We start from the raw sequence: 12,359 nt of genomic DNA, 5'->3' as shown, positions 1-12,359 counted from the left end.
GTGATATGTTGTAAAAGCCCGCCTCGATAGCGGGCTTTTTTATGCCTGTTAAAAAACGGTCTACACTGAAGGTATAAAAATATAAGGAGTAACCATGGAACTCGACACTAAAGAAAAACTCAGCAGCAAAACGATTGTGCTTCACTGGATCGTGGGCGTGATGATGATTATTTTACTGGCGGTTGGTGTATATATGACCGAAACAGAAAATCATGCGCTTTACCCGATTCATAAATCATTTGGTGTTCTTATCCTAATTTTTGTGGTTCCTCGTGTATTTTGGCGAATGAAAAATGGTTGGCCCGAGCCGGTTAGCCAATACTCGATGATAGAAATAACGCTATCAAAACTTATCCATTGGGTGTTAATTATTGGCACTGTGCTGATGCCTGTTTCTGGCATGATGATGTCGGGATATGGTGGCCATGGTATTGCCATCTTTGGTTTAGAATTAGTGCCAATGAATTTTGACCCAACCAACCCTAAAGAGGTTATTCCAATTAATGGTGCGTTAGCTGGATTAGGGCATCAAATGCATGGCTTGATTGGCAATATATTAATTGGTGCTATCGTGCTGCATTTTGCCGGCGCGTTAAAGCATCATTTAATAGATAAAGACGGCACCATGCGCAGAATGCTGGGTAAATGATAGTTGGCTAGTCGTATAAGGTAATAAAGCTGCACTGCTCGTTAAAGGGTTGCAGCTGCGAGGTGATGATATCAAGTGATACAGCACGTTTGTTACCACGATGCGTTTCGATTAAATGGTCGTTTAAAGAAAAAACGATATCGCCATTTGGCGTTGAAATGGTGCCTTTTCGATCGGATTCAAACCTTACGTCGCCGTGAATGGTTCGTGGCGCGCCGTCTGTTTCTACTTCAATAATTACCTTACTATTGTCTACCCGTTCAATGGTTGCATAGGTATTGTTGCAGGCGTCTGTGCGCATTACAGGCGGTAGGGTTTGTGCGTATTTTACTGGTAGGTAAATGCCCAAGTTATTATCGGTATAGCGGTGCTTAAACAGGTTAAAGCTTTTCATGTCGACATCGGTATAACCGAGCTCAGACAACGCATCCATCACATCGTCTAACATCGCTTGATTATGAAAAGTAGGCGAGTACAGAATGAGCGGTTTTTCATTCTCCACATCTAGCGTCATTACAGTAACTTCTACATCACGCTTTTTTTGCTTAAGTATTTTCTCTAATGCTTTTATTTCGTCAGTGGTACTGCGATTGTCAGCAATATAAATATTGTTCTGCGTACAAGCAAAAAGGCACAGCATCAGCAAAAAGCTGATGGCTGTTTTAACTGAGGTTTGCATTAATGATTGCAAAGATAACCAGACTACTTTTTTCTAAACTAGGCGTTTTTAACTCGTATCATGTAATCTGCTTTACCGCCATGTGTTGCTGAAAAGCTACCTGCCAGGGTGTGCTTAACCGTGTCAGTTAAATCTTCTACTAAGGTAAATTGGCTAGTGGCGATACCATTTTGAAACATACCTAAATGTTTGAATACCCATTGCACAGGGTTGCCTTTTAAGGTGCCTGAAAAGTGCTCTAACCCTGTAAATTCTGCTGTTCCGTCAGTTTTATAAGCCATTACATATTCAACATTACTCTCACCTTGCAAATCACCTTCATACATTTGCTTGATATGAGCACTCACCATTTTGCTTTGCTCGGTAAAAGATTGAAGATCTTGTTCGTCCCAAGATTGAATTGTAAATGAACCCGAAATTTCCATATTTTATTCCCTACTTTTGTGCGCTAAAGATGCGGCATTTTGCTCCCAGTTTTGACCATCGAAGTCGACAATTGTGATATGAGGAGGCTTTTCATCTAAACAGTTTACATTGATATCCATGCCGTCAGGATTAGAGCGTGGTACATAAAACGGTTTTATGCCACATGTTTTGCAAAAATAATGATGCGCCACCTTGGTGTTAAACTGATAATCCGACAGATGTTCTTCACCAGAAAGTAGTTCAAACTTGCTTTTGGGCACAATGGCATGCAAAAAGCCCGACTTAGTGCAGATAGAGCAGTTACATCGCTCTACTTCTATTTGCGGCGGTAACTCCACACTAAATTTGATTTTGCCACAGTGGCAACTGCCTTGATATTGAGCCAACATCTCTTTCCCTTTTTTGCTACAAGTGAAAAACTTTCTTGTATGAAAATTATACAAATCGCCGTGCTGAAAACCTTAACATATCTCGCTTATGTTTTTTCGTTATTTACATACATTTTTTTACTTTTAAAAATTTCTAAAATCCACTGGCAAAGTTCAAACTTTAGGAGTAGTCTTTTTTACCGTTGTATGACAAAAGTGTGACAATACACACCATACAATGTGAGAGATAGCCTAGGTAGCATTACCTGTTATCCACACTTAAGAATAATAAAAAAAATCGATTGAAACGGATTCAAGGTTTAACCTTTTCTCAATTAAATCAACGATTTGCTATAAGCAACCCCCTATTTGAGCTTTCGCTTGGATGGGATATTTGTCGTGCTTGTCTACAGAGTTATCCACAGTTTTGTCTGAATATTCGCCTTTGGTGCATTAACCTGCCTGCTTAACCGCTACATACTGAAACAGTGAACACAATAGGCGTTGTAAACTGGAGAGATAATCCAGTTTATGGCATCCTTAGCACACCATAATATTTATAAGCCAAACTATGACAGCTAACGCTTTATCCCCTCTTATTTTAGTCGACGGATCGTCTTACCTATTTCGTGCATATCACGTCCCTTATTTACAAGCTTTGTCCACCAGCGACGGACAACCAACGGGAGCGATTACCGGTGTGCTGAATATGATCAAAGCGCTTAAAAAAGATTATCCAAATGGCAACATAGTGGTTGTATTTGATGCCAAGGGAAAAACGTTTAGAAATGACTTATATCCTGAATACAAGGCTAATCGTCCGCCAATGCCAGACGACTTACGCAGCCAAATAGCGCCGCTTCACAACATTATAGAAGCGATGGGATTACCGCTATTGGTCATTGAAGGCGTAGAAGCAGACGACGTTATTGGCACCTATGCAAAACAAGCGAATGAGTTAGGGATAGAAACCGTCATTTCAACAGGTGACAAAGACATGGCGCAGTTGGTCACGCCTCATGTTCGCCTTATTAATACCATGACAGACACGGAAATGGACGAAGCCGGTGTTGAAGAAAAGTTTGGCATTAAACCTGATCAGATTATCGACTACTTAACCTTGATGGGCGATAAAGTAGATAACATTCCTGGCGTTGAAAAGTGTGGCCCTAAAACAGCCGTTAAATGGTTGAAAGAATACGGTACCTTGGAAGGCGTTATTGAAAATAGCGACAAGGTTAAAGGTAAGATTGGTGAAAACCTAAGAAGCGCGCTTGAGCAACTGCCATTATCCTATGAACTTGCCACCATAAAAACGGATTGTGAACTGCCTTATGACGTATCTGAACTTGGTCCTAAGCAAGCCGACACCGATACCCTGCTAGAGCTATACACTAAGTTTGAATTACGCCGCTTGTTAGCTGAACTTAAAGCGGCAAATGGTGAAACAACAGAAGCAGACGAAGAAATAACGCCTGCAAAAATAGACACGCACTACGAAACAATTTTAGATGAAGCGACGCTCGATACTTGGCTTACGCAATTAAGTGACGCAGGTACGTTCGCTTTTGATACCGAAACCACCAGTTTGGATTACATGAAAGCAGAGCTTGTTGGCGTAAGTTTTTGTTGTGAAGCGGGTAAGGCCGCGTATGTCCCTGTTGCCCATGATTATGTTGGCGCGCCGTCTCAGCTATCGCGCGAATTGGTGTTGGAAAAACTCAAACCATTGTTAGCGTCTGATACGTTAGTGAAGGTAGGTCAAAACTTAAAATACGATGCCAATGTTTTAGCAAAATACAATGTGGCGATTACCGGCCCAGTGCTCGATACCATGATCGAATCTTACTGCTACAACAGTGTTGCAACACGTCACAATATGGACGCGTTAGCGGAAAAGTATCTTGATCATAAAACCATTCATTTTGAAGACATTGCGGGCAAAGGTGCTAAGCAACTTACCTTTAACCAAATAGAGTTAGAAAAAGCGGCGCCTTATGCGGCTGAAGATGCTGATATTACCTTGCGTTTGCATCAGGCGCTTTATCCTAAATTGGAAAAAGAGTCGCAATTACTATCTGTATTTAAAGAGATTGAAATGCCATTGATGCCTGTACTTGCTCGCATGGAACAAGGCGGTGTATTAATTGACGATCATTTATTAACAGAGCAAAGCCATCAAATAGGTGCGCGTTTAGCGCAACTAGAAATGGAAGCGCATGATATTGCAGGTCGCGCCTTTAACTTGGCTTCGCCGAAGCAGCTACAAGAAATCTTGTTTGATGAGCTAAAAATTCCAGTTATTAAGAAAACACCTAAAGGTGCGCCGTCAACGGCAGAGGAAGTGTTGGAAGAGCTCGCTTTAGATTATCCACTGCCTAAACTCATTTTAGAGCATCGCGGTTTAAGTAAACTTAAATCAACGTATACCGACAAGCTCCCTTTGATGATTGCGCCATCGACGGGTCATGTACATACGTCATATAACCAAGCAGTAACGGTAACGGGTCGTTTGTCATCAACGGATCCAAACCTGCAAAATATTCCAATTCGTAGTGAAGAAGGCCGTAAGATCCGTCAGGCATTTATTGCACCGCAAGATCATAAAGTGGTTGCTATCGATTACTCTCAAATCGAACTGCGTATTATGGCGCATTTATCTGACGATGCAGGTTTACTTACTGCGTTTAAAGAAGGTCGTGATATTCACCAAGCAACGGCGGCTGAAATTTTCAATGTGGCACTTGACGATGTTACCAGTAACCAACGCCGTAGTGCTAAAGCAATTAACTTTGGCCTAATTTATGGCATGTCCGCGTTTGGCTTATCTAAGCAGATAGGTGTTGGGCGTAATGAAGCACAAGCGTATATGGATAAATACTTTGAACGTTATCCTGGTGTACTAACTTATATGGAAGATACGCGACAAAAAGCCAATGAAAAAGGCTATGTAGAAACCCTATTTGGACGCCGCTTGTATTTGCCAGAAATAAAATCTCGCAATGGTATGCGTAAAAAAGCTGCTGAACGCGCGGCAATCAATGCCCCTATGCAAGGCACTGCCGCTGACATTATTAAGAAGGCTATGCTTGCCGTTGATGCCTGGATTGTTGAACAAAATGACCCGCGTATCAAAATGACGATGCAAGTGCACGATGAATTGGTGTTTGAGATTCATCAAGATATCGTCGAAGAAACCACGGCTAAGATCGTCGACATTATGAACCAAGCTGCCGAACTTAAAGTGCCTTTAATTGCTGAAGCCGGCATTGGCATGAATTGGGATGAGGCGCACTAACGGCTAGGTGCATGGCGCATGTTCGCTGCGTTAATGGAGCAAGGGGCGAGAAAAACCTCGTCATCCCGTGATGTTGTTACACGGGATCTCCTGCGTATAAGGATCGCTTCGCTTAAGGGAACAGGAAACCTGTTTTACGGGATCTAGTTTTTACTAATTTATACACTGATTAAAAATAAAGAATAATAAAAATGGACTTAATCAATAACAACAAGGGATATGTCGCTCTATCAACGTTACTTCTTTTGATAGCCGCTTTGTTTTATCACCTATTTTCAGATGACGATATAGTGCCGGAAGCACAATATATCATCGACAAATATCAATATGATAAAGAACACGAAGATAACACTCATACTTTGAATTTGGCTCCAGAAGAAAATACAGAACCTCAACAGAGGGAAACCTTATCAGCTTCTAACAACAATTTGTTTGTAGCTATTTACAAAATGTTTGTCGATGATCAATTGCTACCAAGTGTTCAAGAAACTCTAAGAGAATTCAGCTACAACAAAGACCTAGACGATAATCTTTTTATCGCTTTTTTAGCGCTTGGCTCGACGACATATGAAGAAGCAAAACTGTCTTATGAAGCAGCTTTTAAAAGGAGTTATAACCCAAATCTTCCTTTAGATTTCAATCGAGATATTCCAAAAATCACACCATTTACGGCGTTTGCTGAAAAAGCCGGTTTATGTGAGTTAACGGAACCAACTTGTTCAATAAATATATCAAACAAAAAAAGTGAAATTGACGCTTTCTACAGAGAAAATCAGTCTACTATCGAAGAGTATCTCTCGCTTGTATCATTCAACAATACGCACGTTGTAAATGATACAGCGGTTAGCAGTAGAGGTTTCGATCGAATAAACATCAGCAAGGTTGTTACAGCAAAAATTGTTTTGTTAATAGAAGAAGAGAACCTTAACGAAGCCAGCGCATTGTATAATCGATTAGCTAAGCTGGAGTTTAAATTCCTAAAAACGAATTCAATTCTTCATACGGTAGTATCACTTTTAGTGATTGAGCAAGACTTACTTCCTTTGTTTAGGTTGTTGCAATCAAAGACGCAAAAGTCGAGCAACAATTTAGAATTATTACCTAATTCATTACCCATTGAAGTAGTGAATGCTGATCCAAAATTTTGGAAAGTTCAGTTTAGTGATACTGCAGCGTTAATAAACATCGGAGAGAAACGCATTGAAGAAAATTTTCTTAAAGGACGCAGTGTAATTGAGCAGTATTTTTCCCCTATTGTATTGTCTTTACTATACAAGCCAAATAGTGTGACAAATGATTTATATTTACGATTAAATCTAGATAAAATTCCACAAAATATTAATAAGAAAAATTTATTGAGCTCTTATCAGCAATTTGAATCATTAGATAAAACGATGCTGCTCGATGGGCCAAATGAAAAAGGGTTCTTTATAAGGAATTACAGGAATATTTCCGGTGCTATTATTCTATATACTGTTTGGCCTCGTTACAAAGTATCTCTTAATATGCAACTGGCTTCTTTGGATGTTCAGCTTCTACTTCATAACGCTATTAATAAAGCAACTGTGTCAAAACTTGTTAATCCCTACACAGGCGACAAAGTCTTTTTCAAAGACGATAGTTGGTGTTTTCCAGCGTTGCCAGCGGAAAACAAAGAAGATATCTGTGTACCAGAATTTTAAGAAACTTTAATGATGGTTAAAATTACTATGCCGTAAGATGCAAAGATACAGGATCTAAATTTCCGAAATTGTCGTGTGCTGAAACTTGCCGTGCGACAAGAAGTAGATGATTTGCCTAGCGGTTTCGTCATCTTTTCGCATCGCTGAATGGCTGATCGGTAATTCAATAATATCTTTAACATTCACAGCGCTTGCTGATGCAACAGAAACTAAACCGTCGTTTTTGCCGGAGAACAAATCTTTGGTCATTCTTGACGGTTTAGTTCCGGCGATAACCCCTACCGCTTTTTCGATTTGTGCTTCTTTTTGCCAAAGAGCGATTTGTTTTGTACTTAACGAACGAGATATATCACCACCCCAATCCATCAATAAACTGTCTTTCAAATGGTCGGCAACTTCACTGCCTGAATTGGGTGTGCCAGCCAAAATCACTTCGCCAAGCTCTCCTTTAGGCAAGGTCTCTTGATGCTTGTTTAAATAGCTTTTTATCACTAAGCCACCAAGCGAATGACCAACAAAATGCACCTTACCGGTTTCTGGTAAGCAGTTGGTTATTTGTTGTGAAGTATCGGCTAATACATCGTCTACAGTTTCACCTAAACTGTCATAATCGAGCAAACATACTTGATAGCCTTGCTCTTGTAATTCCTCTTCTAGTTGCCACATCGCACCAGCACTTCTCGCCAAGCCATGGGCAACAATAACCGTTTCATTTTTGGCTATCACTGGCGCATGATGGCTTGAGCTGCAACCCGACATTAGAGTTAAACCAACTAACAAGATCAGTGCACACTTAGTGAAATGTATCGTCGTTTTAATCATATATACCTGAAAAGCGAATGTTCGTTTGTTCCGTAAATTCAATATCCCTCGTTATTATTACGAGTAAAGCGAATCTTTAGTTTAGTTGGATAAGACCGTCCCAGCAGAAAATAGCGGCTTGCTCAATAACCTCGTCATTAACTAATTCTGGTTGATCTTTGGCGAGTTTAATTAAGCTGACAATGCTGCCATAAATGAGGGTGTGAATAACATCGATATGCAAAGGCTTAATATTACCCTGAGCAATGCCTTGTTCAAAAAACTCTGCAGATTTTTGGTAGGTGGTTACTACCTGCGCTTTAGTTTGCTCAGTAATAATGGGTGAGTTACTACATTGCTCAATAAAACTTAAGGCATCGGGTTTACTTGCAAAGTAGTAATAGGCATTAATCCATAAGCTGAAAAAACTTTCTTCATATGGCGCGTCTAAATCTAGTTCGCTGATCACAGCGTCACTGATTTCCGACTTAGCAGTTACATAAAGTTCATTGATCAATGCTTCTTTACTTTCAAAGTAATGATAAACAGCGCCAGCTGAAACACCGGCTTCTTTTTTGATCAACGACATCGGCGTATTGTGCAATCCATGTGACGCAACCAAGGTTAAGGTGGCATCAAAGATAGCTTGTTTTTTAGGTGGAATTTCTTTTTTCATGGTGCAATTAAACAACAGAACGAATGTTCGGTCAATAGGTGTTTTTGTTTAACTTTGTATCAAATACCGTTGCTATAAATTCCAGGAATGCTGCAACCTTGACGATGTTCGATCGATGTTTCGGATAGAGCGCATAAATATCTACGGGTGATAAACCCCATTGTGGTAACACCGGCTTTATTAACCCTTGCTGTACTTCGTTTTCCACCATGTAAGCAGGTATACACGCTACGCCCATCTCATCCAAAATGCTTTGTTTTAACATGGCAAAGTCATCTAAAAAGAGTCGGGGCGGATGATCAAATTGCCATTGCTGATTGCCATTTACTAGGGTTTGCTTTTGGTCGTTGTTGAGTGGGTTCATCAGCATCCAGCGATGGTGAGAAAGATCGGCCACCTCTTCGATATGGGCATGATTATTCAGGTAGTCTCTGCTAGCGAAAAGTTTTCTTTCAACCGTGCCAAGCTTTTTAGCGATTAAGTTGGAGTCGTCTAATTTACCGACACGAATAACTACATCAAACCCTTCTTCAACAAAATTTACGCGGCGATTAAGCAAACTCAAATGCATGTTAATTTTGGGATACAAGTTTAGGAACTGCGCCAGACTCGACTTTAACACTTCATGGCCTATCGATACCGACGCACCAATTTTGAGTTGTCCGCTGTAATCGGTTTGTGTTGTAGACACACAGGCCTTAGCAAGCTCAGTTTCTTGTTGAATGCGTTTGCAATGATTAACAAATCGCTGTCCAGCTTCAGTTAAATGCTGCGAGCGTGTCGAGCGTTCAAGTAAAACGGCATTTAAACTTTTTTCTAGCTTGCTTACCCGCCGACTTACATTGGCTTTTGGAATACCGAGTCGCTCAGCTGCTAATGTGAAGCTTCCAGTTTCTACGACAGCTAGAAACACCATCATGTCGTTTAGATCCACAGAAAACCTTATTGTTGTTAAAAATGAGATTATGTTATCAGTTAGTTGCTATTTATTAAACAATAAACGCGCACTACACTTGTTTCAAATGTAACTTAATTGGGAAGTAACAATGCAAGTTTTAGCAAGAAAAGATTTACCTTTAGGCGGGTTCGCAGGTTTAACAGAGCACCGACTAGTCACAGACTCTCGTGTTTTTAGAGCGCGCAAATCACCCCTTACTTTTGAAGGTATTGGCAACTTCGTTTATTTAGCAGATGCTCAATTTCAACCTTTTGGAGAAACCACCATGCATCCGCACAGGGAAATTGACGTCATATCAATCATGATGAAAGGACAAGTGGCGCACGAAGGTTCGTTAGAGCATGGCCAGAGTCTAGTTGCAGGTGATGTGCAAGTGCAACGCGCTGGGGGCGAAGGATTTTCGCATAACGAAATTAACCCTGATGCGACAAAAAACCGCATGCTACAACTTTGGGTACTCCCTGATGAAGCTGGACAGCCTGCCGGCTATAAGCACTATACGCCCAAAAAACAGGGTAAAACACGGATATATGGTGGCGACAAATCACAAACAACAACGTTTGATAGTAACACCACGATTGATGTTGTGCGTATCTCTAACGAAGAATCGTTAACCCTTACTCAGCAATCTCTGATTTATGTTGCTTCAGGCGCAGTTGAGATAAAAGATGACGAAACACAGCAAGTAGCTGAGGAAGGCGTTTTGATTCGTGCTGATCGATTAACCATTAAAGCGCTGGCATCAAGCGAGTTGGTTGTTGTTTCGACGCTAGCCTAAAGCGGAGCATAGTAAACCATGAAGCCAAACAAACATCTAATGGCCTTGATTAACTATTTGGCGCTGGTGCCATTGGTGTATTTTATTCCTAAGTGGTTGGCGCCTGCACTGCCGACTAATGAGTGGCAAAAGGTAGCGATTGTTGTCGCTATTATTGTACCTATAGTGAGTTACATCGTTATGCCATTAGCGCAAAAATACTTGTTTACTATCAACAAGTAACAAATTTTTATAAAAAATTTAACAAATATTGAAAGTTTTTGAATAGGGTACAGGTCTAATCAGTACACCTTTTATCCTTAAACGGTGTTTCCTTGATTTTTGCCCCGACGCCCGTCGGGGTTTTTTTATGCCCGGAAAAGTCATCCTGTACTTTGGTACTGGACATCCAATATATAGGAACAAAGAACATGGTATCTCTCTATGAGCGCAGCACTTAGATTTGATATAAATAATAAAGAAGAAGGGGCTACAAGCCCCTTCTTACTGTACCTTAATCAATTTTCTCAAAGTCAGGCAAACTAAATGACTTATCAAAAAAACCTTCCAGCGGTGCATAAAGCCTAAAGTAAACAAACCAACCATCTTTTCCCACTGTTTGCATATGGTTCTTTTCGTAACCTTTAGGAGCATGGGCACCTATATACAAATCTACCGAACCGTCTTCGTTTTTAACCAAATCTTCTAACTTGCTATCTAAACTGACACTTCTGATAGTCCCTTCTCCATTTTCATAGGGTCTGCGGGTTTCTTCACTATACAAAGTTAGTGACCAAAACTGCCCTACAGGCACATCAGCTGGTACTCTTAAGCGGTAGGTTTTATCCGCTCTAAGTAAATTGCCATCCGAATCTCGCTTTGTCGTCATATATACTTGGCCCTTGCCAACAACGGGGTTAACCATACCCTCAGTACTTGAAACGGCTTCATAAAACCAAACGGCACGTTCATCTAATTCCACACGAGTATCGGTGATTTGTGGAATGGTGAAATCAAAACTTTTATACCAATTTGTATTGTCCCAGTAGACTTCAGCAAAGCGCGGGTTAGTTTGTAGATTTCTGAGCATTAACTCGCCCATGGCTAAACCTTCTAATAACAGCTTCTTTTGACGTTCGTCGGGATTAAATGGCTTTCCGATACTAATTCCCAGCGGTTCTAACATGGCTATCCAGACTTTATCTTGTTCTCTTATTGGCTCCTCATTGATGTTTTTATGTAGGCGTTGCCAGTAGCTTAAATCTCGTGGTGCTGTACCTGACCAAGGCTTGTCGTAGCCGGCATTAAATTTTATCTCTACAGGTTTTTCGCCATAGGCTGATATTTTCAACTGACTTTGAAATTTCTCGCTGTAAGCAGGATCACTTTCAAGAATTCTTAAGCCCAGAAACACATTGTTGGTTTCAGACTGAAAGACATGAACGCCAGGAGCTTTGTACTTTTCTGGGTCATCATTAGGGCCGACGATAATATAGTGACCGCCTTTACCTTGGTCGGGACCTGTTAATCCAACATCGGCAATAGGGCGCTGCCAAAAGTCTAAAAATGCGCCGGCAGTCATGCCTGCTGGGTATTTAACTTCAAGCGGCCCTTCAGCCACGCTATCAAAACTAAAGATATACGGGGTGGTTAAATTTCCAGTGACTACACCTAATTTTTCATTGTAGCTTTCCAGAACTGCGAACTCACCACGATTATGGGTATTGTAGGCTTGATTCATTTCGTCGCGCCAAGTAATCATGCTAACCAAAGGCGTAGACCAAATATAAGCTTGTGAAGCACGCTGCATATCCATAGCATCGAACAAAATGGCAGAGCCTTCATCAGTAATATAGTTATGCTCAATACCTATCGTTCCATATGGTGTAACTATAGATTCGTTACCTATTAGTGATGCGTTATCTAAGCTGACATTATTGACATTAGCTGGTTGCTGGTTGTCGAGATCGTTACAACCTACTATCGCTATTGAAGCAGTTGCGATAACGCTCGCAAGTAAAAACTTTTTCATATCTAAATCCTCTGCCAATGGTGGCATTAAGTA

Annotated in this window: 12 protein-coding genes; 5 read left to right on the top strand and 7 right to left on the bottom strand. The window is 40.7% G+C overall.

Annotated features, from left to right (window positions below; translation table 11 throughout):
* Positions 1–94: 94 nt before the first annotated feature.
* Positions 95–649 (top strand): cytochrome b, encoded by a 555-nt coding sequence (locus QUD85_RS15075; RefSeq protein ID WP_093330661.1) that lies wholly within the window; start codon positions 95–97, stop codon positions 647–649.
* Between the two features lie 7 nt (positions 650–656).
* Here QUD85_RS15075 and QUD85_RS15070 read toward each other — a convergent pair whose 3' ends face one another.
* From QUD85_RS15070 to QUD85_RS15060, 3 genes are read right to left on the bottom strand one after another with little or no spacing between them, the layout of a single operon-like run.
* On the bottom strand, positions 657–1,328 hold the full coding sequence (locus QUD85_RS15070) for a hypothetical protein (protein WP_093330659.1): 672 nt from the start codon (positions 1,326–1,328) through the stop codon (positions 657–659).
* 38 nt (positions 1,329–1,366) lie between these two features.
* Positions 1,367–1,753 carry a DUF3224 domain-containing protein gene (locus QUD85_RS15065; RefSeq protein WP_093330657.1) on the bottom strand — a complete coding sequence of 129 codons (387 nt, stop codon included), beginning with the start codon at positions 1,751–1,753 and terminating at the stop codon, positions 1,367–1,369.
* A gap of 3 nt (positions 1,754–1,756) precedes the next feature.
* The gene (locus QUD85_RS15060) at positions 1,757–2,143 is read right to left on the bottom strand and encodes a GFA family protein (RefSeq protein ID WP_093330654.1); all 387 of its coding nucleotides are present in this window, start codon (positions 2,141–2,143) and stop codon (positions 1,757–1,759) included.
* Between the two features lie 550 nt (positions 2,144–2,693).
* Here QUD85_RS15060 and polA point away from each other — a divergent pair.
* Positions 2,694–5,420, top strand: coding sequence for a DNA polymerase I (polA, locus tag QUD85_RS15055; protein ID WP_093330651.1), 2,727 nt, complete (start codon positions 2,694–2,696; stop codon positions 5,418–5,420).
* 191 nt (positions 5,421–5,611) lie between these two features.
* Positions 5,612–7,102, top strand: coding sequence for a hypothetical protein (locus QUD85_RS15050; protein ID WP_093330649.1), 1,491 nt, complete (start codon positions 5,612–5,614; stop codon positions 7,100–7,102).
* 54 nt (positions 7,103–7,156) lie between these two features.
* Here the strand turns inward: QUD85_RS15050 and QUD85_RS15045 are convergent, their stop codons facing one another.
* From QUD85_RS15045 to QUD85_RS15035, 3 genes are all read right to left on the bottom strand, one after another.
* Complete coding sequence (locus QUD85_RS15045; RefSeq protein WP_093330646.1) at positions 7,157–7,924, bottom strand: alpha/beta fold hydrolase; 768 nt, start codon at positions 7,922–7,924, stop codon at positions 7,157–7,159.
* A 76-nt stretch (positions 7,925–8,000) separates the two neighbouring features.
* Positions 8,001–8,579 carry a TetR/AcrR family transcriptional regulator gene (locus QUD85_RS15040; RefSeq protein WP_093330644.1) on the bottom strand — a complete coding sequence of 193 codons (579 nt, stop codon included), beginning with the start codon at positions 8,577–8,579 and terminating at the stop codon, positions 8,001–8,003.
* A 31-nt stretch (positions 8,580–8,610) separates the two neighbouring features.
* Positions 8,611–9,513: a LysR family transcriptional regulator gene (locus QUD85_RS15035; protein WP_245732127.1), complete on the bottom strand. Its 903-nt coding sequence runs from the start codon at positions 9,511–9,513 to the stop codon at positions 8,611–8,613.
* A 112-nt stretch (positions 9,514–9,625) separates the two neighbouring features.
* Between QUD85_RS15035 and QUD85_RS15030 the strand changes: the two genes are divergently transcribed.
* Positions 9,626–10,315, top strand: a complete 690-nt coding sequence (locus QUD85_RS15030) for a pirin family protein (protein ID WP_093330638.1) — start codon at positions 9,626–9,628, stop codon at positions 10,313–10,315.
* A gap of 18 nt (positions 10,316–10,333) precedes the next feature.
* Positions 10,334–10,537, top strand: a complete 204-nt coding sequence (locus tag QUD85_RS15025; protein WP_093330635.1) for a hypothetical protein — start codon at positions 10,334–10,336, stop codon at positions 10,535–10,537.
* A 271-nt stretch (positions 10,538–10,808) separates the two neighbouring features.
* On the opposite strand, the gene QUD85_RS15020 is transcribed toward QUD85_RS15025, so the two are convergent.
* Positions 10,809–12,326: a DUF1254 domain-containing protein gene (locus QUD85_RS15020; protein WP_093330860.1), complete on the bottom strand. Its 1,518-nt coding sequence runs from the start codon at positions 12,324–12,326 to the stop codon at positions 10,809–10,811.
* Between the last annotated feature and the right edge of the window lie 33 nt (positions 12,327–12,359).

Source organism: Thalassotalea agarivorans (assembly GCF_030295955.1).
GTDB classification, from domain to species: domain Bacteria; phylum Pseudomonadota; class Gammaproteobacteria; order Enterobacterales; family Alteromonadaceae; genus Thalassotalea_D; species Thalassotalea_D agarivorans.
The sequence above is the reverse complement of the archived record's forward strand: the minus strand, read 5'-3'. Positions and strand labels throughout refer to the sequence as shown.

Bases quoted from the DNA above. Each gene is read 5' to 3' on its own strand.
- QUD85_RS15070 (WP_093330659.1), bottom strand. From the start codon at position 1,328: ATGCAAACCTCAGTTAAAACAGCCATCAGCTTTTTGCTGATGCTGTGC.
- QUD85_RS15025 (WP_093330635.1), top strand. From the start codon at position 10,334: ATGAAGCCAAACAAACATCTAATGGCCTTGATTAACTATTTGGCGCTG.
- QUD85_RS15050 (WP_093330649.1), top strand. From the start codon at position 5,612: ATGGACTTAATCAATAACAACAAGGGATATGTCGCTCTATCAACGTTA.
- QUD85_RS15040 (WP_093330644.1), bottom strand. From the start codon at position 8,579: ATGAAAAAAGAAATTCCACCTAAAAAACAAGCTATCTTTGATGCCACC.
- QUD85_RS15065 (WP_093330657.1), bottom strand. From the start codon at position 1,753: ATGGAAATTTCGGGTTCATTTACAATTCAATCTTGGGACGAACAAGAT.
- QUD85_RS15060 (WP_093330654.1), bottom strand. From the start codon at position 2,143: ATGTTGGCTCAATATCAAGGCAGTTGCCACTGTGGCAAAATCAAATTT.
- polA (WP_093330651.1), top strand. From the start codon at position 2,694: ATGACAGCTAACGCTTTATCCCCTCTTATTTTAGTCGACGGATCGTCT.
- QUD85_RS15075 (WP_093330661.1), top strand. From the start codon at position 95: ATGGAACTCGACACTAAAGAAAAACTCAGCAGCAAAACGATTGTGCTT.
- QUD85_RS15020 (WP_093330860.1), bottom strand. From the start codon at position 12,326: ATGAAAAAGTTTTTACTTGCGAGCGTTATCGCAACTGCTTCAATAGCG.
- QUD85_RS15045 (WP_093330646.1), bottom strand. From the start codon at position 7,924: ATGATTAAAACGACGATACATTTCACTAAGTGTGCACTGATCTTGTTA.
- QUD85_RS15030 (WP_093330638.1), top strand. From the start codon at position 9,626: ATGCAAGTTTTAGCAAGAAAAGATTTACCTTTAGGCGGGTTCGCAGGT.